Source organism: Propionibacterium australiense (assembly GCF_003666605.1).
In the GTDB taxonomy this organism is placed as follows: Bacteria; Actinomycetota; Actinomycetes; order Propionibacteriales; family Propionibacteriaceae; genus Propionibacterium; species Propionibacterium australiense.
On record NZ_RCIV01000007.1, the window covers coordinates 94789 to 119979 of the forward strand.

General features: G+C 69.5%; 27 protein-coding genes and 1 tRNA gene. 19 read left to right on the forward strand and 9 right to left on the reverse strand.

Annotated features, from left to right (window positions below):
* The first annotated feature begins 55 nt into the window (after nucleotides 1–55).
* The 5 genes from eno (at nucleotide 56) to D9T14_RS07245 (ending at nucleotide 3858) form a co-directional block, all read left to right on the forward strand.
* Nucleotides 56–1345, forward strand: a complete 1290-nt coding sequence (eno, locus tag D9T14_RS07225) for a phosphopyruvate hydratase (protein WP_119162502.1) — start codon at nucleotides 56–58, stop codon at nucleotides 1343–1345.
* A 170-nt stretch (nucleotides 1346–1515) separates the two neighbouring features.
* Nucleotides 1516–2166, forward strand: coding sequence for an FtsB family cell division protein (locus tag D9T14_RS07230; RefSeq protein ID WP_119162503.1), 651 nt, complete (start codon nucleotides 1516–1518; stop codon nucleotides 2164–2166).
* A gap of 58 nt (nucleotides 2167–2224) precedes the next feature.
* Complete coding sequence (locus D9T14_RS07235; RefSeq protein WP_119162504.1) at nucleotides 2225–2761, forward strand: DUF501 domain-containing protein; 537 nt, start codon at nucleotides 2225–2227, stop codon at nucleotides 2759–2761.
* On the forward strand, nucleotides 2758–3720 hold the full coding sequence (locus D9T14_RS07240) for a Ppx/GppA phosphatase family protein (protein WP_119162505.1): 963 nt from the start codon (nucleotides 2758–2760) through the stop codon (nucleotides 3718–3720). The genes D9T14_RS07235 and D9T14_RS07240 overlap by 4 nt, the downstream gene beginning before the upstream one ends.
* A gap of 62 nt (nucleotides 3721–3782) precedes the next feature.
* Nucleotides 3783–3858: transfer RNA gene (locus tag D9T14_RS07245), tRNA-Leu, on the forward strand.
* An 18-nt stretch (nucleotides 3859–3876) separates the two neighbouring features.
* Here the strand turns inward: D9T14_RS07245 and D9T14_RS07250 are convergent.
* Complete coding sequence (locus tag D9T14_RS07250; RefSeq protein ID WP_220451989.1) at nucleotides 3877–4263, reverse strand: VOC family protein; 387 nt, start codon at nucleotides 4261–4263, stop codon at nucleotides 3877–3879.
* A 375-nt stretch (nucleotides 4264–4638) separates the two neighbouring features.
* Here D9T14_RS07250 and D9T14_RS07255 point away from each other — a divergent pair, with 375 nt between their 5' ends.
* Nucleotides 4639–5481 carry a Bax inhibitor-1/YccA family protein gene (locus tag D9T14_RS07255; RefSeq protein WP_170175656.1) on the forward strand — a complete coding sequence of 281 codons (843 nt, stop codon included), beginning with the start codon at nucleotides 4639–4641 and terminating at the stop codon, nucleotides 5479–5481.
* Nucleotides 5482–5557: 76 nt separating this feature from the next.
* Here D9T14_RS07255 and D9T14_RS07260 read toward each other — a convergent pair whose 3' ends face one another.
* Together D9T14_RS07260 and D9T14_RS07265 are read right to left on the reverse strand one after the other, a co-directional pair.
* On the reverse strand, nucleotides 5558–6274 hold the full coding sequence (locus tag D9T14_RS07260) for an NUDIX hydrolase (protein WP_119162508.1): 717 nt from the start codon (nucleotides 6272–6274) through the stop codon (nucleotides 5558–5560).
* Nucleotides 6275–6463: 189 nt separating this feature from the next.
* Nucleotides 6464–7435: a hypothetical protein gene (locus D9T14_RS07265; RefSeq protein WP_119162509.1), complete on the reverse strand. Its 972-nt coding sequence runs from the start codon at nucleotides 7433–7435 to the stop codon at nucleotides 6464–6466.
* Nucleotides 7436–7553: 118 nt separating this feature from the next.
* Between D9T14_RS07265 and D9T14_RS07270 the strand changes: the two genes are divergently transcribed.
* The 7 genes from D9T14_RS07270 (at nucleotide 7554) to D9T14_RS07300 (ending at nucleotide 15213) form a co-directional block, all read left to right on the forward strand.
* Nucleotides 7554–8141, forward strand: coding sequence for a DNA-3-methyladenine glycosylase (locus D9T14_RS07270; protein ID WP_119162510.1), 588 nt, complete (start codon nucleotides 7554–7556; stop codon nucleotides 8139–8141).
* Between the two features lie 223 nt (nucleotides 8142–8364).
* Nucleotides 8365–8724: an SRPBCC domain-containing protein gene (locus D9T14_RS07275; RefSeq protein WP_220451990.1), complete on the forward strand. Its 360-nt coding sequence runs from the start codon at nucleotides 8365–8367 to the stop codon at nucleotides 8722–8724.
* Between the two features lie 169 nt (nucleotides 8725–8893).
* Nucleotides 8894–10645 carry an FUSC family protein gene (locus D9T14_RS07280; protein WP_126464178.1) on the forward strand — a complete coding sequence of 584 codons (1752 nt, stop codon included), beginning with the start codon at nucleotides 8894–8896 and terminating at the stop codon, nucleotides 10643–10645.
* 682 nt (nucleotides 10646–11327) lie between these two features.
* Entirely contained in the window at nucleotides 11328–12479 is a 1152-nt protein-coding gene (locus D9T14_RS07285) for an ABC transporter substrate-binding protein (protein WP_170175657.1), read from the forward strand.
* 2 nt (nucleotides 12480–12481) lie between these two features.
* Complete coding sequence (locus D9T14_RS07290) at nucleotides 12482–13570, forward strand: ABC transporter permease (RefSeq protein ID WP_119162514.1); 1089 nt, start codon at nucleotides 12482–12484, stop codon at nucleotides 13568–13570.
* A complete protein-coding gene (locus D9T14_RS07295; protein WP_119162515.1) occupies nucleotides 13564–14367 on the forward strand; it encodes an ABC transporter ATP-binding protein in 804 nt (267 codons plus the stop codon). Before D9T14_RS07290 ends, D9T14_RS07295 begins: the two co-directional genes overlap by 7 nt.
* A gap of 201 nt (nucleotides 14368–14568) precedes the next feature.
* Nucleotides 14569–15213, forward strand: coding sequence for a pyridoxamine 5'-phosphate oxidase family protein (locus tag D9T14_RS07300; RefSeq protein WP_119162516.1), 645 nt, complete (start codon nucleotides 14569–14571; stop codon nucleotides 15211–15213).
* Between the two features lie 75 nt (nucleotides 15214–15288).
* Here the strand turns inward: D9T14_RS07300 and D9T14_RS07305 are convergent, their stop codons facing one another.
* Nucleotides 15289–15798 carry a hypothetical protein gene (locus tag D9T14_RS07305; RefSeq protein WP_126464179.1) on the reverse strand — a complete coding sequence of 170 codons (510 nt, stop codon included), beginning with the start codon at nucleotides 15796–15798 and terminating at the stop codon, nucleotides 15289–15291.
* A gap of 193 nt (nucleotides 15799–15991) precedes the next feature.
* On the opposite strand from D9T14_RS07305, the gene D9T14_RS07310 reads away from it, so the two are divergent.
* Nucleotides 15992–16657 carry an NADPH-dependent FMN reductase gene (locus D9T14_RS07310; RefSeq protein WP_119162518.1) on the forward strand — a complete coding sequence of 222 codons (666 nt, stop codon included), beginning with the start codon at nucleotides 15992–15994 and terminating at the stop codon, nucleotides 16655–16657.
* On the opposite strand, the gene msrA is transcribed toward D9T14_RS07310, so the two are convergent.
* Nucleotides 16638–17273 carry a peptide-methionine (S)-S-oxide reductase MsrA gene (msrA, locus tag D9T14_RS07315; protein ID WP_119162519.1) on the reverse strand — a complete coding sequence of 212 codons (636 nt, stop codon included), beginning with the start codon at nucleotides 17271–17273 and terminating at the stop codon, nucleotides 16638–16640. The genes D9T14_RS07310 and msrA overlap by 20 nt on opposite strands.
* A gap of 52 nt (nucleotides 17274–17325) precedes the next feature.
* A complete protein-coding gene (locus D9T14_RS07320; protein ID WP_119162520.1) occupies nucleotides 17326–18018 on the reverse strand; it encodes a uracil-DNA glycosylase in 693 nt (230 codons plus the stop codon).
* 170 nt (nucleotides 18019–18188) lie between these two features.
* Here D9T14_RS07320 and D9T14_RS07325 point away from each other — a divergent pair, with 170 nt between their 5' ends.
* Nucleotides 18189–19634, forward strand: coding sequence for an AI-2E family transporter (locus tag D9T14_RS07325; RefSeq protein ID WP_182482078.1), 1446 nt, complete (start codon nucleotides 18189–18191; stop codon nucleotides 19632–19634).
* A gap of 62 nt (nucleotides 19635–19696) precedes the next feature.
* Nucleotides 19697–20653 carry a hypothetical protein gene (locus D9T14_RS07330; RefSeq protein WP_119162521.1) on the forward strand — a complete coding sequence of 319 codons (957 nt, stop codon included), beginning with the start codon at nucleotides 19697–19699 and terminating at the stop codon, nucleotides 20651–20653.
* A 93-nt stretch (nucleotides 20654–20746) separates the two neighbouring features.
* Here the strand turns inward: D9T14_RS07330 and D9T14_RS07335 are convergent, their stop codons facing one another.
* A complete protein-coding gene (locus D9T14_RS07335; RefSeq protein ID WP_119162522.1) occupies nucleotides 20747–20935 on the reverse strand; it encodes a hypothetical protein in 189 nt (62 codons plus the stop codon).
* 339 nt (nucleotides 20936–21274) lie between these two features.
* A complete protein-coding gene (greA, locus tag D9T14_RS07340) occupies nucleotides 21275–21775 on the reverse strand; it encodes a transcription elongation factor GreA (RefSeq protein WP_119162523.1) in 501 nt (166 codons plus the stop codon).
* Between the two features lie 78 nt (nucleotides 21776–21853).
* Here greA and mca point away from each other — a divergent pair, with 78 nt between their 5' ends.
* Nucleotides 21854–22780: a mycothiol conjugate amidase Mca gene (gene mca / locus D9T14_RS07345; RefSeq protein WP_119162524.1), complete on the forward strand. Its 927-nt coding sequence runs from the start codon at nucleotides 21854–21856 to the stop codon at nucleotides 22778–22780.
* Nucleotides 22781–23081: 301 nt separating this feature from the next.
* On the opposite strand, the gene uppS is transcribed toward mca, so the two are convergent.
* Complete coding sequence (gene uppS, locus D9T14_RS07350) at nucleotides 23082–23891, reverse strand: polyprenyl diphosphate synthase (protein WP_119162525.1); 810 nt, start codon at nucleotides 23889–23891, stop codon at nucleotides 23082–23084.
* Nucleotides 23892–24063: 172 nt separating this feature from the next.
* Between uppS and trhA the strand changes: the two genes are divergently transcribed.
* Both trhA and D9T14_RS07360 read left to right on the forward strand, forming a co-directional pair.
* Nucleotides 24064–24705 (forward strand): PAQR family membrane homeostasis protein TrhA, encoded by a 642-nt coding sequence (gene trhA, locus D9T14_RS07355; protein WP_232012521.1) that lies wholly within the window; start codon nucleotides 24064–24066, stop codon nucleotides 24703–24705.
* A gap of 159 nt (nucleotides 24706–24864) precedes the next feature.
* Nucleotides 24865–25185, forward strand: coding sequence for a hypothetical protein (locus D9T14_RS07360; protein ID WP_119162527.1), 321 nt, complete (start codon nucleotides 24865–24867; stop codon nucleotides 25183–25185).
* Nucleotides 25186–25191 lie beyond the last annotated feature (6 nt).

A 25191-nucleotide genomic window follows, 5' to 3' on the forward strand; every position in this document is an offset into this window, starting at 1 on the left:
AGAATGACAGCCCGCAGTTCCGCAGGTTCACCGACACACTGAAAGGTCAACACCCGTGGCAGTTATCGAATTCCTTGAGGCTCGCGAGATCCTCGATTCGCGCGGCAACCCGACCGTCGAGGTCGAGATCGTCCTTGATGACGGCTCCTCCGCCCGCGCGGCAGTTCCGTCGGGTGCGTCCACCGGCGCCTTCGAGGCGGTCGAGCTCCGCGACGGTGACAAGGCCCGCTACGGCGGCAAGGGCGTCCAGAAGGCCGTCAGCAACGTCGTCGACGCGATCGGCGAGGAGGTCCTCGGCATGGAGGCCAGCAACCAGCGCGAACTGGACGCCGCCATGATCGAGCTCGACGGCACCGACAACAAGGGCAAGCTCGGCGCCAACGCCATCCTCGGCGTCTCCCTGGCCGCCGCCAAGGCCTCGGCCGACTCCGCCGAGCTGCCGCTGTACAAGTACCTCGGCGGTCCCACCGCCAATCTGCTGCCCGTCCCGATGATGAACATCCTCAACGGCGGCGCCCACGCCGACTCCAACGTCGACATCCAGGAATTCATGATCGCCCCGATCGGCGCAGACAGTTTCGCCGAGGCATTCCGCATCGGCGCCGAGGTCTACCACGCCCTCAAGGCCGTCCTCAAGGACAAGGGTCTCAACACCGGCCTGGGTGACGAGGGCGGTTTCGCCCCCAACCTGGAGTCCAACGCCGCTGCCCTCGACCTGATCGAGGAGGCCATCAAGAAGGCCGGCTACAAGCCCGGCAAGGACGTCGCCCTGGCCCTCGACTGCGCCGCCAGCGAGTTCTACGACGGCGGCAAGTACTCCTTCGAGGGCAAGGAGCGCAGCTCGGCCGAGATGATCGCGTACTACGAGGAACTCGTCGACAAGTACCCGCTGGTCTCCATCGAGGACCCGCTGAACGAGGAGGACTGGGAGGGCTGGGCCACCCTCACCGAACGCATCGGCGACAAGGTGCAGCTCGTCGGCGACGACCTGTTCGTCACCAACGTCAAGCGCCTCAAGTGGGGCATCGACACCACGTCGGCCAACGCCCTGCTCGTCAAGGTCAACCAGATCGGTTCGCTCACCGAGACCATCGACGCGGTCAACCTGGCCCACCGCAACGGCTTCCACTCCATGATGAGCCACCGTTCCGGCGAGACCGAGGACACGACGATCGCCGACCTGGCCGTGGCCCTGGGCTGCGGTCAGATCAAGTCCGGCGCCCCGGCCCGCGGTGAGCGCATCGCCAAGTACAACCAGCTCATCCGCATCGAGGAGGACCTCGACGAGACGGCCGTGTACGCCGGCGCCGACGCCTTCCCGCGCTTCGACGCCGACAAGTGGTGAGCGGCGGAATTCCTCAACGGTACTGACGTACTGATCTGAACGATTCCTGAGGGGGCGGCGTCCAAGGACGCCGCCCCCGCCATGTCCTTGGCCGGGGCGGCCGGCGCGATGCCCCGGCCGGCAGGCGCGTGCACCAGGGGACGGGCCGAGCGGGGCCTACAATTGCTGGCATGACTTCCCCACGATCCGGTCGGCCCGCCGGCGCGCGTCCGCCCTCCGGCGACAGCCCGTCGCGGCGTACCACCCGGCGTACGTCCTCCCGGCACGGCTCGCGTGACAGGAGCCGTGTCCAGGTGCAGGCCGGCCCGGAGGCCACCTCCGGCGGCGCCGACGTCGAGGAGCTCCCGGCCGACCGTGGCGGGTTCCACCTGACCAGACGTCTCGCCGCGGTACTGCTCGTGGCGGCCATGCTCGTCTTCTCGATCGTCTCGAACCTGACCGTCTACCTGAACCAGAAGAGACAGATGGCCGAGGCCCGCGCGCAGATCACCGCGAGCAACGAGCACATCAGTGAGCTCCTCACCGAGCAGGAGCGCTGGTCGGATCCGGACTACGTGCGAGCCCAGGCTCGTGCCCGCCTCGGCTGGGTGCAGGTCGGCGAGGTCGGCTACCAGGTGATCGACGAGGACGGCCAGCCCTACGGCGGTGGCTCGGGCATCGATCACACCGGCGCCTCCACCACCAAGGACCAGGCGTGGTGGGAGCGCCTCTGGAACTCCGTCGGTGAGGCAGACGCCCCGACCAGCTCACCACCGGCCGTCGACGACGAGCGGGTCGTCACCGAGGACAGCGCCAGCGCCTCGCCCACCGCGGGAGGCTGATCCGTGCCCGCGGGGCGCGCGGGCCGGAGCATTGCACGAGCCGTGGAAGAATTGAGGCGTGCGTCAGCTCGAACCTCTCAACGATGAGGATCTGAGGATCATCGCCGGCCAGCTGGGTCGGACTCCCCGTGGGATCACCGGGGTGGCCTGGCGCGGCCCCTGCGGGTGCCCCGGTGTCATAGCGACCGAGCCCCGGCTGCCCAACGGGTCACCGTTCCCCACCTTCTACTACCTCACCGAGCCTCGCGCCGTCACCGAGTGCTCCCGGCTGGAGTCCAGCGGCATCATGGCCGAGATGACGGCCCGTCTCGAACGCGACGCGGTACTGGCCGCCGCCTACCGGCGGGCTCACGAGGCCTACCTCGCCGATCGGGCGGCGCACGGCGAGGTTCCCGAGATCGAGGGCGTCAGCGCCGGCGGGATGCCCGGGCGAGTCAAGTGCCTGCACGCGCTCGTCGGTCATGCGCTGGCCGCGGGGCCGGGTGTCAACCCCATCGGGGACGAGGCCCTGGAGCTCATGGGCCCGTTCTGGGACGCTCCCTGCCCCTACCACGACGCGCCCCTCGGCGCCGGGCGGAAGGACACGTCGTCATGAGAGTCGCCGCCATCGACTGCGGAACCAATACGATGCGCCTGCTCGTCGCGGCCCTCGACGCCGACGGCTCTCTCCGGGAACTCGACCGCCGCCTGACCTTCGTCGGGCTGGGGGAGGGCGTCGACGCCACCGGTCACTTCGCGCCCGACGCCCTGCAGCGGGCGCTGCGAGCCTGCGAGCAGTACGCCGAGATCATCGCCGACCTGGACTGCGCCCGGGCTCGTTTCGTCGCCACCTCGGCCACCCGGGACGCCATCAACCGCGACGAGCTCTTCGACGGCGTGCGCGCACGCATGGGCATCGAGCCCGAGGTGATCAGCGGCGTCGAGGAGTCCGAGCTGAGTTTCGCCGGCGCCGTCAGCGGCATTCGCTGCCCGAAGAACCCGGTACTGGTCATGGACAGCGGCGGCGGCTCCACCGAGCTCGTGCGCGGCACCGCCGGCTGCTGCACCGACAGTGCCACGGCCGTGACGAAGGGCGTCAGCCTCGACATCGGGTCGCGCCGCCTGCGGGAGCGCATCCTGCACGGTGACCCGCCCACTGAGGCAGAGATCGACCAGGCCCGCGCGTTCGTCCGTCAGGAGCTGGACGGCGCCGGTCTCCACCTGGCCGACGTCGGCTCGTTCATCGGCGTCGCCGGTACGGTGACCTCGATGACGGCTCTCGCGCTGAGGCTGCACCGCTACGACCGGGCCCGGGTGCACGGGGCCGCCATGAGCGCCCGGACCGTGCACGAGATCACGAACCGGCTGCTCACCAGCACGGTCGCCGAGGTCACCTGCTGGGGCCCGGTGCAGCCGCAGCGCGCCGAGGTGCTCTGCGCCGGGGCCCTCATCGTTGACGAGGTCGTCCAGCGGGTCGGGGCCGCCGAGCTCATCGCCTCGGAGGCCGACGTCCTCGACGGCGTGGCCCTCGGGCTGTTCGCCGGTGGTTCCGGACAGGAGCCGGCCCGGCGCTGAGCCTCATCCCGTGACAGGTGAGCGGGTGCTCATCGGGAGCAGGGCCGATAGTCTTGGACCCAGCCCCCGTAGCCCAATGGCAGAGGCAGGCGGCTTAAACCCGCCCGAGTGCGAGTTCGACTCTCGCCGGGGGCACCACCGGATCGGCACGTGGGCTCACACCGTGATCTCGACCTGGTTGCCGTCGGGGTCGAGAACGACGCTCTCGTAGTAGCCGTCGCCGGTCGTCCGCGGGCCGCTGGTGATGGTGAAACCGTCGGCTGCGAGCCGGGCGGTGAGCGCGTCAACCGCCTGCTCCGAGCCCACCGAGAGGGCCACGTGGTTCCAGCCCAGCGCGTCGGGGGCCGACTGCGGGCCGGTGCCGGGGCGGGTCATGAGCTCCAGCCGCGCGCCGCCGTCGAAGGTGAGGAAGTAGGTGCGCAGCCCGGTCCTCGGATTGTGATAGAGCCGGCCGGCCTCCGCCTCGAAGTACTTCTCGTAGAAGGCTCGGGAGCGCTCCAGATCGGTGACGTGGACGGCGACGTGGTTGATCGACACGGTCATGACGGCCTCCCGGCGCGGACGCTGCTGGCGAGGTCCCAGCCTACCGGTCCTCGGGTCTGTGATGTGCAGACCCGACGGATCCGGCGTCAACGCCACACCGCCCTGGGGGCGGGACCGGTTACGGGGACGATCCGGTGCGGTGGCAGGGCTGGGGGGCCGTGGTCGCCCACCAGACCCGCGCCTGCGGTGGGCGGGATCGGCGCGGTCGCGGATCATTTCGTCACCTTGAGGACGCCCGGGGAGCCGTAGGGCTCATCCGGGCGTCGTACGGCCCTTCCCGGGAGCGCTGCGGGTGAACGGTCCTTCGGCTACGCGAGGCGCTCCGGTAGCCTGGATCAAAGGCCAGAACAAGGCCCATCGACCGATAGGAGCGCCGTGCGAAGCACGAATCCCGTTCTCAGCAGGAGAGACGCCTTCACTCCTGGATATCAGCAGGCCAGCTACCAGAACCTCGGCTACCAGCAGCAGTACGCGCAACCCGGTTACGGCCAGCCGCTGCAGGGTCAGCAGCCCTACGGCTATGTGCCGCAGGCGCAGGCCCCCGGCGGGGTCATGACGATCAACGACGTGCTCGCCAAGACCGGCACGCTGTTCGTCGTCCTGCTCGCCGCCGCTGCCGTCTCGTGGTTCTTCCTGCCCGCCACGATGCTCTACCCGGTGGCCATCGTCTCGTCACTCGTCGCGCTCGTGACCGCCATCATCATCACGCCGCGCCACGTCGTCTCGGTCCCCGGCATCATGGTCTACACCCTCGCCGAGGGACTCATGCTCGGCGCCTGGAGCCGGGTCTTCGAGTACCGCTACCCCGGCATCGTCTCGCAGGCCGTGCTCGGCACACTCGCAGCCTCGGCCGTCGTCTTCGCCGCCTACCGCTACCTCAACGTGCGGGTCAGCGGGCGGCTGCGCCGGATCGTCACCCTGTCGGTCATCGCCTACGCCGTCGTGGCGTTCATCAACTTCATCGTCGTCATCGCCGGCGGCAGCCTCGGGCTGACGAACATCGGGGCCAACGCCGGGCCGCTGAGCTGGCTCTTCGCCGGAGTCGGCGTCGTCCTTGCCGTCTTCTGTCTGCTCACCGACCTTGAGGAGTGCGAGCGCGGCGTGCGCATGGGCGCTCCCGCGAAGGAGTCCTGGCGTGCGGCCTTCGGCCTCATGGTCACCCTGGTGTGGCTCTACACCAACATCCTGCGCATCCTCAGCTTCTTCCGGGGGAACTGACCCGGGGACAACCACACGATTCGGCAAGGGGCCTCGCACCGCTCACGGGTGCGAGGCCCCTTGCCGTTGTCTCCTCTCAACGGTGGCTGCCGCTCCAGCGGCTGTCGGGGATCGTGTCCAGATGCCTGTCGAGCGCCGACCGCGCGCCCGAGGTCCACGGCAGGGAGCGCCAGTGGTGGGCCGGCACCCAGCGCGCCGACTCGGTGGTGCCGCCGACATCGAGCACCCGTGGTGTCGTCGGATCGAGGCAGACCGCCGTGTAGATGATGCGCAGCGCCTGGAAGTCCTCGAGCACCCCGGTGGGGGAGGTCCCGATCCAATGGTCGGACTGGAGATCGACCACCCGCAGGATCCTGATGTGCTGGTCAGTCTCCTCGAGGATCTCACGGACGACTGCCTGGCTCGGGGTCTCGCCCGGCTCGACACCGCCACCGGGCAGTTGCCAGCGTCCGGGAACGGCGGTGCGCCGACTGCAGACCGTGCCGAGGACACCCATCGAGGAACGGACGATCGCGTAGGCCGCCACCCGCTGGTGCGGCACCGGTTCGACGTCGGCTCGCGCGGGCTCGGCGTGGACGCGGTGCGGCTGCCGGCGGGGCATGCGGCTACCGGTGTAGCGCTGGGCGACCCGGGCCGTCAGGACGATGCCGTCGTCGCTGCCGGAGGCAGACATCCAGTCACTGACGGTCCAGCCCTTGCGCCACAGCAACTGACGCGGATCCTGGCCGTGCCCGACGGTGACATCGACGACGGGGCCCTCGACCAGCCGGTGAACCCCCACGATGCGCACCATCCAATTCTTCCACGCCACGACCGAAGCAGCGGAGCGGGCCGTCGCCTGGGGCGGGGCTCCGCCGGGAAGCGGTTCGGTCAGCGGCGAAGAGGGCGGGAGGCCGCGAGCAAGCCGGTCAGTTCCCCACCCCAGCCCCGATACCCGGGCGCGATGAGCCCGTCCCGGGCCGGGCCGGTCACGGCCCTCACGTCATTGCTTCTGGACCATGCCGTTCATGTCGGTGACGATCTCGGTGCTGCCGACCTGGAAGCGCATACGCGGTTCGGTGCCGCCGGCGTCGACACCGATCCACACCGACACATCGGATGCCGAGGCGTTATCCGCCTGGTTGGCGGTTTGTGCGATGAGCCGGGCGACCACCTCGGGGTTGATCGCAGCGGGGTCGAAGGAGGGGTTCTTGTCGCTGTTCTTTAGCGTGGAGACGATCGTCGGCAGGCTCGTGCGGCGCGTGCGTTCCTCGACGGTGGACTCGTCGATGCGTACCCGCACGGTCAGGGCGTCCCGGTCGATCCTCGCCGAGATGATACGCGGCGAGTCCTTGACGGTGTCGGCGAGCGCCTCGGCGATGTCGGTCGCCCGGGTCAGGTTGAGCTTGTTGATGACCGAGCCGTCATCGCGGAAGAAGACCGTGCTCGATTCGGGAGTCGTCGTGACGGTCATGAGCACGTTGCCGTGGTCGTACTCGTTGATCTGCAGATCCTGCTCCTGGTCCGAGCCGGAGATCCTGGCCGCCGTCTCGAACAGGGCCGCCACGTCGTCGAAGGCGAAGTCGTCCGGGTCGAACTGGGCCTGGTCGATGTACTCGATCGTCGCGTCGAGGTGCGAGATCGAGCCGTTCGCGTAACCGATCGTCTCCGCCTCCTCGTCCTCGCTCAGATAGGTGAGATTCGCCGATTCCACGGTGATCTCGATGCGCAGCACCGGACGTTCGCCGCTCGCCCGGCGCAGGAAGTCGATGATCTGCCTCGCCCTGCCCGGCCGAGTCAGGTCGTAGGCGGGAGTGGGGCTGGTGTCCGGGCTGGCCGTGGCGGCGCTGCGTGAGGGCGTGGGGGACCCACTGGGCTCGTCCGTGCCCGTTCTTCGTGCGCAGCCGGTGAGGACGAGGGCCCCGGCGAGGAGGGCGCACAGGGCCGCGCGGGTGCGGGCAGAACCGATGAGCATGAGGCCACGCTACGTCCAGTGACCCAACGGGTGCGGGCTGGCGCGCGGTGAGGGGAGCCGGACAACCCTGGGCGGTCGCCGTGGCCGCCCCGGGACGGGCGGTGTCACACTGGTAGCCGTGATCGATCTGAGCAGACGCGCCGACGAGATCGCCCCCGGGCTGCTCGGGGCGGTCATCCGGCGGGGCCCGGTTGCGGTGCGGCTGACCGAGGTCGAGGCCTATCTGGGTGCCGACGATCCCGCCTCGCACGCCTACCGCGGTGAGCGGGGAAGAGCGGCCGTCATGTTCGGTGCGCCCGGCACCATCTACGTCTACGTCAGCTACGGCATCCACCGGGCCGGAAACATCGTCTGCTCACCCGCAGGGCAGGCCTCGGCGGTGCTCATGCGCGCCGGTGAGCTCGTCGCCGGCGCCGACATCGCCCGGGAGCGCAGGGGGCTGGCGCCCGACAGACCTGACACGCTGCTGGCCAAGGGCCCCGGCAATCTTGGTCGGGCGCTCGGCCTCGACCTGCTCGACAACGGTCAGCCGCTGGGCGGGCCCGGTGATCTGTTCGAGCTCACCGAACCCGGGCCCGGACCCGGCGGGATCCTCGTGGGGCCGCGCATCGGCATCACGCGGGCGGTCGATGCGCCGCTGCGGTTCTGGCTCGCCGACGAGCCCACGGTGTCGGCGCGCCGGCGTGGCGAACCGTGGCGTGGATGACCCGGGGAACCGCAGGGGACCCCGATCCAGGAGCCGAACAGGCCCCCAGCTGTTTCCACCCGGGTGCCCATCGGACTAGGGTTTGGGTACGTCGAGTCGCAGCGCTGCGGACGATCCGAGCGCCGGCCCGGCCCACATGAAGAAACCCGTCGGATGAATCGAGGTTCCCATGTCGGAACAGTCAAGGAATGAGGCACCCGAGCCCTCGCCCGAAGGCGTCGTCGTGACGCGGACCATCGCCCAGCCGTTGACGAAGGTGTGGGGGGTGCTCATGACGAAGAAGGGCTCCGAGGCACTACTGGGCCGTGGCGCCATGCTCGGCGAGAAAGGCCAGGCGTGGAAGGCCGCGGACGGCCGTTCGGGCGTGATCAGAAGCTTCCACCCCCTCGAGCAGGTCCGGTTCTGGTGGCGCAAGGACGACGACGCCCCTGCCTCACTGGTCGATCTGCGGGTGGCGGCCAACGATGACGACCACACCGAACTGACCGTGACCCACACCAAGCTCCCCGAAGGTGTCGACCCGGCCTATCTGCAGGGCCGCTGGGAGGTCGCACTCGAGAGAATCGAGAGCGACTGCTTCTGATCGAGGAATCCTGTCGTCGCAGGTGCGGTGCCGCCCCCGGTGCTCGACCGGAGGGCAGCACCGCACCTGCTTTCTGCTCGGTCCTCTGCCCGGATGGGGAGAGGACCGCGAGCGGTCCAGGGCCGGCAATTGATGTGTTCGCGGGGGAGGGTTTCCTAGACTCGTCCGGGTGGGAGTGACACGGCGATCGGCGGGCAGGCTCGGGCGCAGCCTCATCGTCCTGAGCCCGGAGCCGGGCCGGGCCATCCGCTCAGTCCGCTGGTGCGCGGCCGTCGCCGCCGGCCTCGTCGCCTCCTGCCTCGTCTTCGGGCCCGCGCTCGGCGCGATGGGTCTCATCGGGGCCCAGACCGCGCACACCGGCCGGGAGGCGCCGATGCGCAACCGCATCAGGGCGCTGCTCGCCGTCGGGTCCGCGATCCTGGCGATGGAGTGCGTCGGCGCCCTCATCAGCCCCCACCGCTGGCTCATGCCGCCGGTGTTCTGCCTCCTCACCCTCGTCATCGTGTGGACCTGGCACGCCCTGCTCGCCGGACCACCCGGCCCCATCAACACGCTCTTCGCGGCGGCCTTCTCCGCCTACCTGACCGCCGACGGTTACGCCCTCACCACGCTGCTCCAGGTCACCGGGTTCTCGTGGCTCATCGCCTCACTGGCCTCGGTGCTCATCCTGGCCGCCGACCTGCTGGCCCCCGAACGCGAAGCCGTGGACGAGGCCGACGAGGCCGTCAGCGCCTACCGCGACCGCCCGGAGGACTGCCCGGGCCGCCGCGCGAACCGGATGCGTTCGAGGGCCGTCTTCGCAGTGAACAACGCCTGGCACGTCCTGCGCACCGGACGGCGGCGCCTGACGGGTCGCACGGCGGCCCGCCGTGACATCGAGGAACGGCTCATGGGCATCCACCTGAACCTCGTCGACGTGCTGCGCGCCGAGTCCTTCCCCGCCTCGAGCCTTGACATCGGCGAGAACTTCCGCCGTGTCCCCCTGGGGCGCCCCTCGGCCAGGTACCTGCTGGCGACCGCACTGGACCGCGGCTCCCGGCCCTGGCTGGTCGCCTACCGCGCCGCGCTGGCCGTTCTTCTCGGCTCGACCATGATGATCGCCTCACCTGTCGGTCACGCCTACTGGGCGATCCTGTCGAGCCTCATCGTCCTGCACATGGGCGCCACTCGCGCCGACCTGACGATCCGCGCCGCCCACCGTGTCATCGGCACCGGCGTCGGGGTGTTCTGCTACTTCGGCATCGTCGCCCTCCAGCCGTCGCCCTGGGCGCGCGTCGGCATCATCGTCGTCATGATCTACGCGCTGGAGGTCATCGTCACCCGCAACTACGCGCTGGCCGTGGTGTGCATCACGATCTTCTCCCTCATGATGACACCGGTCGCCTCACGGGCCGACATCACCGAGCTCATGCGGGATCGTTTCGTCGAGACCCTCATCGGTGTCGCGGCTGCCACACTGATGATCTGGCTCGTCGGACGCAGCGCTCCCGTGCTGCTCGTGCGGAGTCAGTACCGCCGCACGCTGCGACGCATCGAGCAGGTGCTGGCCGACCTGGCCGACGGCAGGCTCGTCACCCGTGCCTCCCGGGAGGACCGCCGCACCATGGTCTTCGAGCTCGGCCGGGCCTCGCAGATCCTCTCGTCCCAGCGCCCCGACGACCCCGAGGCGCTCGCGCGCTGGCAGAACGTGCAGGAGGAGGTCAACCACTTCGGCTTCGACGTGATGGCCGCGTGCTGGCGGCGGCTGCCCGGCGGCGACCCGGCCGCAGCGCAGGCCCGTGACGCACTGTCCCGGCTGCTCGCCTCGCTGCCCCCGATCTCCCCCAGAACCATCGAGACGCAGGCCTTCGCCACGCAGGTGCGCGCCATCCACCAGCACTACATGAGCGAGAACGCCAAGCGGACCAGGGCGGGTGGCTGACGGTCGCCGCCGTCTCGTGAGCGTCTCCCCGTGCCGGCGCCCAGTGCCGCTCGCCCCGCCCCCGCACGGGAGACGCGGCGTCGATGCGAGCTGGATTCTACAGGGGTCGCCCGGCTCGCCCCCGCACGGGGACGGCCCCTGAAGGACCTTGCCATGAGATCGATCGACGTCGGCCCGCCCCGCGTGGGGAGACAGTTGGCCCTGGGCGCGCCCGTGCTGCACTGGCCGGTCGCGGTGGGGCCGGCAAGACGGGCGGCTGCTTGCCCCCTTCTCGTCCGTGACCTATCGTGAGTCGTGGCGGCACGTACGGGCCGCTCGCCGCTCCCAGCGGCGTTCGAGGATCTGGCTGGTGTCCCTTCCAGCCCCGAGGAGCACACACATGGTGCAGCGCAACATCTGCCGACCCGCGGCCCGCCGTGTCCAGGCGCCCGTGGTCGACTGTTGCGCCCCGACGGCCCTGTGCCTGTGAGCCCTTCCCGCATCCCCTGATCCCCACGGCGCAATGGCCCGGCCGGGCCCGCTTCCGCGTGCCGATCACGTGCCGAGGCCCCTTCTTCGCCTTCTCTCAGGCACCACTAATCCCCCGCCGGGGACGGGTGCGCCCTCAGCCGCGCCCGTCCGGCGTGCGGCGCTGCCGCGTGAGCCGGCGACACCAATCACGACGAGGACGAGAGAAGAAATGATGTCTGACACGAACAACCCAGCCGCCGGCGCCGGAGAGACCGGGAAGATCCTGCCATCGGGCGCAGTCGTCCAGGAGACCGGAACCACCCAGCAGGTCAAGGACGAGAAGAAACTGTCCCGTCGCGGCCTGCTCGGCGGCGTCGCGGCAGGTGCCGCCGGCGGTCTCGTCGTCGGTGGCCTCGCCGGCGGCCTCATCGGCAACAGCCATGGCAGGTCCGCCGCCGCAGCGGCCGCGTCGGCCTCGGCGAGGGCCCGCGAACTGACCATCATCTACGGCGGCGACATCTGCGACGCCCCGGCCATCGTCGCCCTCGAGAAGGGCTTCTTCGCCGACCGCGGCCTCGACGTGACCCTGCACAAGACCGTCGGCGACGAGGACATCAAGGCCGCCGTCGGTTCGGGCACCTACGACGCGTCCAGCGGCATCTTCTACAGCTGGCTCAAACCCGTCGAGCAGGGCCAGAACGTCAAGTTCGTCGCCGGACTGCACAGTGGTTGCCTGCGTCTGCTCGTGCGCAACGACTCCGACATCAAGCAGGTCGCCGATCTGCGCGGGCGCACCATCGGTGTTCCCAGCCTGTCCAGCTCGGCTACCATGTTCTTCTCCCTCGACCTGGTCGATGCCGGCATCAATCCCGCGCCCGAGGCCGGTGAGGTGCAGTGGAAGGTCTACGAGTCCTCCCTGGTCGCCGACGCCCTGAAGAACCGTGAGGTCGACGCCATCGCCACCAGCGACCCCATCGCCTACCGGCCGATCCAGCAGGGCTACGGGTGGGAGCTGGCCAGCAACATGACCGGCCCCAACGCGCAGGACTACTGCTGCTGCACCGCGCTCAACGGCGATCTGGTCAAGAACACCCCGGACGTCGCCCGCGCGCTCGTCGAGGCCTGGGCCGAGGGCTCGCGCTACGTGCCGGGCAACGAGAACGAGGTCGCGCACCTGGAGGTCGACAACGGCTACATCGCGGGCGATGTCGAGCTCGTCGAGACCCTGCTCGCCGAATACGGCTGGGAGCCCTCGGTCACGAGGCTGCGGGACGCGCTCATGCCGGGCATCGAGAAGTTCAGGCAGACCGGCTATCTCGACGCCGACGCGGACACGGAGCGTCTCGCCGACAAGGCCTTCGACACGCTCGGGCTGGACTGGTGAGCATGAGCACGATCCTGTCCGAACAACCCGCCGCCACCAGCGGCGGCGGGAGCGTCGAACCCTCGGCGCAGGACCGTGACCAGGCGCTCGCGAACGACCCGCAGATCGCCGCCGAACTGGTCCGCCGTCACCGTCCGCACTCCGTCAACCACGTGCAGACCGGCACCGCCTTCGCCCTGTGGGTCCTCACCGCGCTCGTCGTCGCCCTCGTGCCGGTCACCGATGCCTACCTCGTCAAGGGCGAGGCCCAGGCGCTCGGGCTGTCCGTGATCCTCGCGGCCCTGCTCGGGGTCCTGTGGCTCGTCTCCCGTACCTGGACAACGGCCTCGCGCTGGCTCGGCGCCTGGTCGCCGTGGTGGATCGCCACGGCCGTCGTCACCCTGGCCTGGGAGATCCTCACCGCGAAGACCGGTGTCCTGTCCCCGCCGTACGTGCCGAGCCCCGGACAGATCATCGTCGAGGGCTGGGCCGACCGGACCCTGCTGGCCCGCTCCGTCGGCAACTCGCTGCTGCTCCTGGCGGTCGGCATCGTGATCGGCGGCATCGCGGGCCTCGGCACCGGGCTGTGGATGGGCTGGTCGAAGCGGGCCGGCTACTGGCTCGACCCGATCGTCAAGTACATCGGCCCCGTGCCAACCCTGGCGTGGATCCCGATCGTCTTCATCGCCTTCCCCAACTCGTTCAGCGCCGCCGTCTTCCTCGTCGCCCTGACCGTCTGGTTCCCGATGGCGGTGACGACGAGTGCCGGCATCCGGGGCGTCTCCCGCGACTACTTCGACGTGTGCCAGACCCTCGGAGCCTCCAACCGGTTCCTCATCTTCAAGGTGTCCCTGCCGGCTGCCCTGCCGAACATCTTCACCGGTGTCTTCATGGCCCTGCCGACCGCATTCGTCACCCTGACGATCGCCGAGACCCTGGGCGTGAACTCTGGACTCGGCTGGTACATCAACTGGAAGAAGGGCTGGAGCGCCTACCCGGCCATGTACGCCGCGATCGCTCTCATGGTGATCATCTGCGGCTCCCTGCTGACCGCCGAACTGGCAGTGCGCAACCGCGTCCTGTCCTGGCAGAAGGATCTGACCCGATGGTGAACACGACCGCCGAGCAGTACTCGGCCCAACCGGGCCCGGACACGACCGGCGGCGGAGCCGTCGACACGCTGCACGTGGTGCAGGTCTTCGTCTCGCACCGCAAGCCCCTGCCCGTGCTCGACGACGTTTCCGTGTCGATCGAGCCCGGCCGGTTCGTCTCACTCGTCGGCCCCTCGGGCTGCGGCAAATCGACCCTGCTGCGGCTCATCGCTGGTCTCGACACGCCGATCCGCGGCGAGATCTACGCCGACGGTCACCCGGTCGACGGCCCCGATCCCTCCCGCGGCGTCGTCTTCCAGGACCCGACCCTGCTGCCCTGGCTGACCGTCGAGCAGAACATCGGGCTCGGCCCGCGGGTCCGTGGTGTCGCAGAGCGGGAGGAGGAGCGGGGGCGCGTCGACGAGATGATCGAGATGGTCGGCCTCGGCGGCTTCCGCACAGCCTACCCTTCCGAGCTGTCCGGCGGCATGGCCCAGCGCGCCGCATTGGCTCGCGCCCTGGTGAACCGCCCGCGCATCCTGCTGCTCGACGAGCCCCTCGGCAAGCTCGACGCACTGACCCGCTCGACGCTGCAGCGCGACATCGTCGGCCTGTGGCAGGCCCAGGGGTTCACCGGGATCATGGTCACCCACGACGTCGAGGAGGCGCTGCTCCTGTCCGACCGGGTCGTCATCTTCTCACCCCGGCCGGCCCGGGTGATCGCCGACCTGGCCGTCGAGCTCGACCGGCCCCGCGCCCAGGACGACCCCCGGTTCCGCGAGCTGCGCCGCCAGATTCTCGGCCTGCTCGGCCAATGACGGAACCGGTACCGGCGCTCAAGGCGGCACGTGAGGACCGCCGTCCAGTGCTGGGCCGGTGGATGACCGCCGCCGGGTTGGGGTTGCCCGGACGACGGTTGTACAGGGGCGGGCGCCCGCTTCGGGTCTGCTCACGGGTCCTGGGCGCCCGATCGTTAGTGTGATGAGCAGCAAGAACCGACGAGCCCGGGGGAGAGGGCCATGGAGCACAGGATTCATCGCTACCGCGAGCGCGAGCGCCACGACCGTGAGGAGCTGTACGAATTGCTCGACGGTGAGCAGTTCGCCGTCCTGGCGACCGTCACCGACGAGGGGGAGCCCTGGGCCATCCCGATCAGCTATGGCCGCTGGGCGGACCGGATCGTCCTTCACGGCTCCACGGGTGCCGGACTGCTGCGCGCCGCCGCTGCCGGTGCGCCCGTCGTGCTCACCGTCGTCCATGTCGACGCCCTCGTCGTCGGCGACCGAGGGGACGGTACGTCCTCGAACTATCGTTCGGCGACCGTCCGCGGCAGCCTGCAGCGGCTGGAGGGCGCGGAGAAGATCGAGGCGCTCAACGCCCTGCTCGACTCCTACCTGCCCGGCCGATCCAGTGAGGTGCCGCAGTACACTCGCAAGGAGCTGGCCGCGACGATGGTCGCCACACTGGCCGTCGAGGAGAACAACTGGGTCTACAAGACGCGCACCGGCATGCCGAGCGATCCGGACGGCCAGGCCGCAGGCTGGGCCGGCGTCATCCCGATCCAGACGCGGTTCGGGGAACCGGTTGCGGCTTCCTGGGCCGAGGGGCCGGTCCCCGCGTCCGTCCGGGCCCTGCTGGACCCCGATGATCGGGCCGAGGCGTGATCCGGCCGGACCGACCCGCACGAACCCCTGATCCTGACCGTGTGCCGCACGGCTCTTGACCGGGTCGATGGCTCGTCAGCGCTTCTCGTAACGGATGGACCAGTGACTCCCGGGCGCCGTCGGGTGCTCGGCCGGCAGGAGCAGGCGGGCGGTGAAAGCCTCCGGTCGGCAGTCGATGCGTGCCGCCCGGCGCCCGCGGTGCCGCAGCTCCCAGTGGCCCTCGGTGGTGGGCGGCAGATAATGGTTCTGCTCGATCCAGGCCACCAGGGCCCCGAGCGTGGGCACCTGGTCGGCGTCGATGCCGTGCCGCCGGTCGTCCTCGTCCTCGCCTCTGAGCGCCGAGCGGTCCAGGTGGACCAGCCCCGTGTCCGTCGCCCGGCCCTGGTCCACGGCGCCCTGCCCGCCCCGGGCAGGCCGGGCGACGAGGATCGTCACGGCCCCGCAGGCCAACAGGACGACGGCGAGCACCACGTGGAGAGGGTCGCCTCGCCACCGCCCGAGGAATGCGAGGGCCACGCCCACGGCGAGTTCAGCGACGCCCGCTACCAGGAGAGCGGCGCTGCGAGGTGGAGGAAGAGTTTTCATGGCCATCAGTCTGTGGGGGGAGAAGATATCCGGCAAAATCCTACGGACGGTGCAATCTCGCGCATCCGCTTCAGCTGAGAGCAGAATTTGCCATCTCAGATTGTGCTTCAGTTTTCAATAAATTACCTTTCTTCAGGCCGCCACACCCCCGACGGCCCAAGGCGACGAACAGCTCTAGAAGAAAGAGGACCACATGAAGATCGGTGTTGTGCGCGGCAGCATCCGTGAGGGCCGCGCTGGCGAGTCCATCTCCCGGTGGGTGCTGGACCAGGCGAGGGTCCATGGGGGTGCTGATTTCGAACTCATCGACCTGAGGTTCTTCGACCTCCCGCTCTTCGCCGACGCCCGTTTGCCGATCGCAACGGGCAAGAGGTACGACAACCCGGTCGTTCAGGCGTGGAGCAATGCCATCGACAATTGCGATGGCTTCATCATCGTGACGCCGGAGTACAACCGCTCCGTCCCGGGGGCGATGAAGAACGCCGTCGACCATCTCGCCGACGAGTGGGTGGGCAAGCCGGTCGCCCTCATCGGCTATGGCGCCGACGGTGCCGTGCGCGCCATCGAGCACTGGCGGCAGATCTTCAGCACCTTCGAGGCCAGGGTCATCAGCGCTCAGCTGTCGATCGATCTCTTCTCCGGGATGGACGAGCACGGTTTCGCCCCCGACCGCTGCCGCGAAGGAGAACTGAACTGCCTGCTGGACGCCCTCATCGACACTGCCGAAGTGATCCCGGTCAGGCATCGCAAGTGGCGCATCGGGCACACCCACGGCAGGTGCTCGCCGGCTGCTCGGCAGCTGGGCGCCACGAGCGCGGCCGCGGAGCCCACCAGGAAGCTCACGGGGTGCCGCAGCTGACACCGGTCGCATGGACCGGGCAGTAGCCGTCCGGGTTCGCCTCGAGATACTGCTGGTGGTAGCCCTCGGCGTAGTACCAGGCACCGGCGGGAACGATCTGGGTGACGAGCCGGCCATAGCCCGCCTCGGCCAGGGAGACCTGGAAGCTCTCGCAGAGAGATCTCGCGGTGGCCTCCTGCTCGTCGCTGGTGAAGAAGATCGCCGAACGGTACTGGGTGCCCCGGTCGGCCCCCTGTCTGTTGAGCTGGGTGGGATCGTGGTTCTCGAGGAAGATCCTGACGAGCTGGGCGAACGAGATCACGGCGGGATCGAAGACGACACGCACCGTCTCGGCGTGCCCGGTCAGGCCGGTGCAGACCTCCTCGTACGTCGGGTTCGGCGTGAAACCGCCCATGTAGCCAACGGCCGTGCTCAGCACCCCTGGCCGGCCCCAGAAGAGCTTCTCGACGCCCCAGAAACAACCAGCCGCCAGGTAGGCGGTCTGCGAACCGGGGAACTCGCGATCGATCCGGTCCGCAGTGACACGGTGGAAGAACGGCATGCCCAGCACGGGTTCGTCGCGCCCGGGCAGTGCGCGCTCGGCGTCGACCTCGACGGTTTTCTCGAAACGCAGCATTCCACCAGACTAACGCGGGCCAGCGGTCGCTCGTCGTGCCCGCGTTCTGCCCTCAGCCGCGCCCGTTCAGGTCCCAGTCGATCGGTTCGGCGCCGGCCTCGGACAGGAACTGGTTGGCCCGGCTGAACGGACGGGAGCCGAAGAAACCCGAGTGGGCCGACAGGGGACTCGGATGAGCCGATTCGATCACCGGGACACCGCCCGCGGTGAGCATCGGGGCCAGCGAGCGGGCGTCCCGGCCCCACAGGATCGCCACAAGCGGACCCCCACGGGCGACCAGGGCGTCGATGGCCGCACCGGTGACCTGCTCCCAGCCCTTGCCGCGGTGCGCGGCGGACTTGCCCGGCTGAACGGTCAGGCATCTGTTGAGCAGCAGGACGCCCTGCTCGAACCAGCCGGTCAGGTCACCGTGCTGGGCCGCAGGGATTCCAAGGTCGGAGTGAAGTTCCTGGTAGATGTTGATCAGACTCTTCGGCAGCGGCCGCACCGAGCGGTCGACGGCGAAACTCAGACCGATCGGGTGCCCCGGCGTCGGGTAGGGATCCTGGCCGACGATGAGCACGCGGACGTCGGCGAGCGGGCGACTGAAGGCGCGCAGCACCTTGTCGCCGGCGGGCAGATAGCCGCGGCCGGCCGCGATCTCGGCGCGCAGGAAGTCACCCATGGCGTGGATCTGGTCCTCCTGGCCGGCCAGCGCTTGCGCCCAGTCCGGTGCCATGAGTTCGCTGATCGGTTGAGCCGTCATGCTGGGGTGCCTCCTCGCGCACGCTCGGGCGGTGTCCACCTCCACAGGTTAGCTGCAAGTCCACCGGGGCGTCGGAAAAGTCCGCTCCGCAGAGGCCAGGGTCCGGTGGTTCCCCGGCTCGGCGTCCAAGCTCCCCGCTCCCGCCGCCACCGCATGGCACACTGACCGACATGGCGGATTCGACCAGCGACACCAGCCCGCGGCGCCGCAAGGGCGCATTCTCGGGCCTCCCCATCGGTCGGCGCATCCCGCGTCTGCCCGGTTCTGAACGTTCCGACGAGCAACCGGAACGTCCGAACGCCCAGGCCCCGGACGCCATCACGCTCACCGCCGAGCAGCTCACCGCCCTGCGCGGCGCCAGCGTCGAGAGCTTCGTGCCCCGGCCACTGCGGGTCTTCGCCGCCTGGAGCTGGCGGATCCTCGTCGTGGTGGCCTTCGGTGCCCTGCTGTGGTGGCTCGGCTCACGACTGTCCGAGGTCGTCATCCCGCTGGCCGTCGCCCTGCTCCTCACCGCCGCCCTCCACCCGCTCAATGCCCGTCTGGTGCGTCACCACTGGCCGAAATGGCTCGCCTCACTGAGCTGCCTGCTGCTCATCGTGGTCATCGTCCTCGGCCTGCTCAGTCTCGTCGGCGCCCAGATCGCCACCCAGTGGTCCCAGCTCGTCGACCAGACCATCGCCGGTGCGCGCGGTTTCGTGACGTGGCTGAACAGCAGCCCCCTGCACATCAACGCGGACCAGATCGACTCACTCATCTCGCAGACCATCGAGTGGGTGCAGAACTCACGCGAGACCATCGCCTCGGCCGCCGCCACGGCCGGCTCGAGCATCGGCAAGTTCTTCGCCGGCGCCGCGATGGCCCTGTTCGCCACCTTCTTCTTCCTCAAGGACGGCCAGCGGTTCGTCGACGCGGGCACGGGGCTCATGCCGCGCACGAGCCGGCTCACCGTGATGCCGGCCGTCGTCTCGGGCTGGGCCTCCCTGTCCAGCTACGTGCGCGCCGCCATTGCAGTGGCCGCCGTGGACGGCATCGGTGCCGGCATCGGCGCCGCCATCCTCGGCTCGAACCTGTGGCTGGCCATCACGGCTCTCACCTTCGTCTGCGCCTTCGTGCCGATCATCGGTGCCATCGCCTCCGGCGTCGTCGCCGTCGCCGTCACCCTCGTGACCCTCGGCTTCTGGAAAGCCGTCATCATGCTGGCCATCTTCGTGGCCGTCATGCAGCTCGAGTCCCACCTGCTGCAGCCGCTGCTGCTCGGCCGGGCCGTCTCGATCCACCCGCTCGCCGTGCTGGTGGGCATTGCCGTGGGCCTCTCGGTGGCCGGTATCGTCGGCGGCGTCTTCGCCATCCCCATCGTCGCCTTCGTGACGGGTGTGCTGCGCGCCTCGCGGTCCAGAGAGGGCGCCGATGAGGAGATCACCGCGGCCGACGAGGTGCTCGACGTCGAGGAGCAGTACGCCGTGTCCGGGGACGAGCGGGACGCCGAGTCCCCGGAGGGGCGGGTGACCGTCGTCCTCGGCGATGGGTCCGAGGTCTCGCCCCAGGTCCCGTCCACCGGGCCCGGGAGGGACGACGACGCGTCCCCTGCGGACGAGTCGTCCCCCGGCCGGCCCTGAGCGGCGCCGACATGTGCGGCGGATCGGTCGGCTACCGGCGCGAAGCTCTATATATTGACGTCATGAGCGATTCCCCGAAGCTTGACGCGATCCTGGCAGAACTCGCCAATGGCGTCATCGACACCGCCGAGGCATCACGGCGGATCGCCGCGTTGAACCAGCGCAGTGACGAACCAGCGGCCCTGACCGGCGCCGAGGGACTCGATCCCATCCCGGAACTGACCGGTAGCGGCGGCATCAGGTCGGTCACCATCACCGCCACCGGGCAGCGGGTGCGCGTCATCGGGGACGAGGCCGTCTCCACCGCCACCGTCAGCGGCCAGCACACCATGCGCCGCAACGCCGACGGGCTCGTCATCACGGCCACCGGCCGGCTCGGCCCGAGCATCAGGGGTTTCTCGCCGATCAACCCGCCCAGGACGGCCAGCGACCTCAAGCAGCTCGGCCTCGGCCCCGCCCTCGAGGTGAGGGTCAACCCACACATCCAGGTGAACGCCCAGCTGTCGGGCGGTTCCCTGCAGAGCCAGGACGTTCCCCACTGGGGGCGGGTGCGCGTCAGCGCAGGCGTCACGCATCTGCGCGGTGTCGCCCAACTCAACGACGGCCTGTTCCAGGCCGGAACGGCCACCATCAACGGCCCCATCAGCCTGGGGCTGAACACCCTCCGCGTCGAATCGGGCAGTCTTGCCGTCGAGCTGACCGAGCGGGCCGATGTCGGGCTCAGCGCCACGAGTCAGCTCGGCGTCGTGCGCTGGCCCGGCGAGAAGGGCAACCGCTTCGACGAGTACCTCGTCGGCCGCGGGCTGGCCCGCATGGAACTGTCGGGTGTCATGAGCCGCATCGTCGTACGAGATCTGGTCGCCTTCCCGGAGGAGGCCGACCGGCCCACCGCCGGCGACCGCCTGCGCGGTGGCGCCCGGGTCGTCGTCACGAAGGTCCGGGAGGTGCAGGCCGCGCGCGCGAGCGGCGTCGAGGACGCCGCCGGGAGCGAGGGCCCGAGCGGGGACGAGAAGGGCTGACCGATCGCCGTTCCCCTCCCTGAGTGCCGTGTCCTCGGCGGCCGGGGCGAGTCCCGGGCATGCCCTTCCCCTCCACCGCCGGTGCGGTGAGTGTCAGCCCTTCTTGCGGGCCCTGCGGCGCGCCCTCCTGCTCCGCTGCGGGCCCAGGGCGACGGTCAGCAGGCCACCGGTCAACGCCACGTTCGTGATGAAGGAGGTCCGCGTCGAGACCTTCTTGCTCTCCGGTACCGACCAGAACGGATGACCCGCCAGGGTCGTGGGGACGAGCTGGGCCGCCAGCACCCCCGGAGGCGAGCCTGGGCAGGATGCCCAGCGCGAGCGCGGACCCGGCGCCCACCATCGTCCATCCGTTGGCGCGGATCAGGTCGGCTGCCGTCACCCCCTCCGGCAGCGCATCGGTGACCCGGTGGGGCAGCGACTCGAGGAAGCGGTCGGCCGTCGGGACCAGGGCCTCGGCGTTCTTGGTCGCGTTGAAGCCCCCGGTGACGAATGCCGAGGCGAGCATCGAACGAGTTGCGAAGCGGGCGAGTGACGTGACAGCGTTCCTTTCTGCCACCCGGGGTGGCGCTCAGCGGAGGAACCTCACATGGTCGTGGGGTGCGCGGAGGCGACCGGCGCCGGTCAGGCGCGCGACTCGATCTTGACGATCATCACGTTGACGGTCTTGCCGTTGGGGGTTTCGTAGGAGACCTCGTCGCCGGCCGCGTGGTCGAGCACCGCGGCGCCGAGCGGGGACTGGGGACTGTAGACCTGGGTGTCCAGCGAGTCGTCGAGGCCGAGCATCTCACGGCTGCCCAGCAGGAAGACGTCGGTGTCATCGGGGTCACCGTCGTAGGCGATCGTCACGGTGGTACCGGCGACGACCTTCTCGGGAGCCGCCTGCGCGACACCGACCTCGGCGTTCTGCAGCATCTGTTCGAGCTGACGGATCCGGGCCTCCATCTGGCCCTGCTCCTCACGCGCGGCGTGATAGCCGCCGTTCTCGGACAGGTCGCCCTCTGCCTTCGCAGCGCCGATCTTCCCCGCGATCTCCGTGCGACCCTCGTCCTTCAAATGGTCGAGTTCCTCCGAGAGCTTGTCGTACGCGTCCTGCGTTATCCAGATCGTCTGCTTGTCAGTCATTTCTTCAGTCTACCGAGTGCCCGTCACCGGCCATGGACACGCTTCGACGCATCGCGGGGAGCGGGCAGAATGAAGGGCATGTCAGTGCCGGTCGCTCAACCAGGAGCGGGCGCGAACCTCCGCCTGCTGAACGTCCACGCCCACCCCGACGACGAGTCGAGCAAGGGCGCCGCGACGACGTTGAAGTATGTCGCCGAGGGGGCGCGGGTCATGGTCGCGACCTGCACCGGCGGCGAACGCGGCAGCGTGCTCAACCCCAAGATGGATCGCCCCGAGATCTGGGAGAACCTCACCGAGGTGCGCCGCCACGAGATGGAGACCGCCCGCGCGATCCTGGGCGTGGAACACCATTCGCTCGGCTACATCGACTCCGGCCTGCCGGAGGACCCCACCGAGCAGCTGCCCGAGGGCTGTTTCGGCCTGACCGACCCGGTCGAGGCCGCCGTACCACTCGTGCAGATCATTCGTGCATTCCGCCCTCAGGTGATGACCACCTACGACGAGAACGGCGGCTACCCCCACCCCGATCACATCCAGTGCCATCGTGTCTCGGTGGCCGCCTTCCGCCTGGCGGCCGACCCCTCCGCGCTGCCGGAGGCCGGTCCGGCCTGGCAGGTCAGCAAGCTCTACTACCAGGTGGGTTTCCACCGGGCACGGTTCGCGGCGCTCGACGATGCGATGGACGAGGCGGGCCTGGGGCGCCCCTACGCGGACCGGCTGGCCGGCTGGCACAACCACGACTACGAGATGCGCGTCACGACGCGCGTGCCCTGCGGCGAGTACTTCGACCGCAGTGACGACGCCCTGCGCGCCCATGCCTCGCAGATCGACCCCGACGGCTTCTGGTTCGCCGTGCCCACCGAGATCCGCCGGAGGGCCTGGCCGACCGAGGACTACCAGCTGGTCTACTCGGCGGTGCCGACCCGCATGCCGGAAAGAGATCTGTTCGCCGGACTGAGAACGGGGGAGAAGGCCCCCGATCCGGCGGATACATGGATCATCTGAGATCCCTGCGGGATCGGATCATCTGAGATCCCTGCGGGCCCGGACGATCCGGGGTCCGTTCGGTGCCGGCCGGCGGCGAACCGCATCGTCCATCGCCGCGGAGGCGAGTCTCGTCAACCGCTGGCCGGAGGGCGCTCCGGCCCGAGGCTGCCGATGATGAGTGCCGGGGGCCGGGCCAGCGGCTGTCGGCATGATGTCTTGGCATCCCCGCACGAGGCGGGACTCAGCCGACCTCGATGGCGGGGTCACGGACCCGCTCGGCGAGCCCCACACGGCGCGGTCACCCCTGGCACGGACCCGCTCACTTCCCGAAACGCCGCTCGCGCTGCTGGTAGGAACGCAGCGCCCGGAAGAAGTCGATCTTGCGGAAGTCCGGCCACAGGGCCTCACAGAAGTACAGCTCCGAGTGGGCGCTCTGCCAGGGCAGGAAACCGCTGAGGCGCTGCTCCCCGGATGTCCGGATGAGCAGGTCGGGGTCGGGCTGCCCGCGCGTGTAGAGGTGCTCGGAGATCTGGTCGACCTCGAGGGTGTTGGCCAGTTCCCCGAGCGTCGTGCCCCGTTCGGCCTCGGCCGCCAGCAGTGAGCGGAACGCGTCACGCAACTCGTGCCGGCCCCCGTAGGCCACGGCCATGTTCACCTGGGTGCCGGTGTGGCCGGCGCTGGCCCGTTCGGCGGCGCGCAGACGCTCGGCGATCGAACCGGGGAGCAGTGCGAGATCACCGACGGTCATGACCCGGTGCCGCAGATCGGCTGCAAGGTCGTCCGTGAGCTTGGTGATGACCTCCATGAGGGGGGCCAGCTCGTCATCGGCGGAGCGCTGAAGATTCTCGGTGGACAGGACCCACAAGGTGACGGTGCCGACGCCGATCTCGTCGCACCAGCCGACGAAGTCGCGCAGTTTGTCGGCGCCGGCCTGATAGCCGACCTCAAGAGGCCGCCCCGGTGCGTTGAGGCGAGCCCAGCGGCGGTTGCCGTCGGCCAGGACAGCGACATGGCGGGGGAGGGAGTTCGGGGCGAGCCCGTCTCGCAGTCGGTTCTGGTAGGCCGTGTAGATGAGGCCTTCAGGGCTGAGACGGTCGATCGCCCTGTTCACCATGTTCAGGTGCACCATGGGCCAAGACTACAGGCCGGACCGGCCCCTGTCGGCAGTGTTTTGGGGATGGGTGATTCCTGGGGTCGAGGTCTTCCGGAGGCCAATAACCTACGGTACGGTAAGTTGAGTGACTTCCCGTGACGAGCCGAGGACCCCGCCGACCGGTCCAGGCCATGACGACGACGCGCATGTGACGCCCGGTTCCCCCAAGCCCCGCCTGCGCGGCTGGCTCCATGCCGTCACGGCGCCGCTGCTGCTCCTGGCCGGCCTCACCCTCATCGTCCTGACGCACTCGATGGCCGGCCGTGTCGGAGAGGCGATCTATCTGCTCACCGGGCTCATGCTCTTCGGCAATTCCGCCGTGTACCACCGCGGGCGCTGGCCGGAGAGGGTCGACACCGTGCTGCGTCGTTTCGACCACTCGAACATCGCGATCTTCATCGCAGGTACCTACACGCCGCTGGCCATCATGCTGCTGCGAGGCGGCTCGCGGGTGACGCTGCTGTCGATCATCTGGGGCTGTGCCGTCCTCGAGGTGGTCTGCCGCAACGTGTGGATGGGTGCTCCCCGCGTGCTCTACACGGTGCTCTACATCGTCATGGGCTGGACTGCCCTGTTCTGGCTGGCGCAGTTCTGGTGGGCCGGGGGACCCGCCATCGTCTGGCTCCTGCTGGCCGGGGGCCTGTGCTACACGGCCGGAGCGGTGTGCTACGCCCTCAAGAAACCCAACCCCTGGCCCGAGTGGTTCGGCTTCCACGAGTTCTTCCACACCGGCACGGTGCTCGGTGCCGTGTGCCATCTCGTGGCGATCTGGATGGCCGCGAACCGCTGACCACCCCTCCCGGACGGTGGGGACCACCGGACGGCCGCGGACCAGACCGAGGACTGCCCCGGGGCCGTGTTCCCCGGCCACGCCGACTAGTGTGGATGACGTCCGGCGAGCAGTCCCGAGCACAGGAGGGGCCTCGCAGACGAAACCAGTGAGGGGACAATGGCCACCAACGGCGAGGAGCCACGTGAGACCACCGCCGACAGCGCTGACGAGCCCGTCGACTGGCGTCACCCGAAGCCGGAACAGGGTGCGGAGAAGGTGCCGGACGGGCTCATCTGGCACAATCCCGGATTCGTCCCGCAGACACGCCGTCCGGTGTCGACGCGCAAGCTCGACGAGGACTTGGAACGCCACCTCGAGGAGGACTCCGCCCAGAGGGCCACCGTGGACGAGGAGATCACCGAGCACATCTGCCTCGATGAGACGAGGTGGGCCGACTCAGCCGATGACGTGGAACCGGACAAGGAGATCCTCGACTAGTCGTGC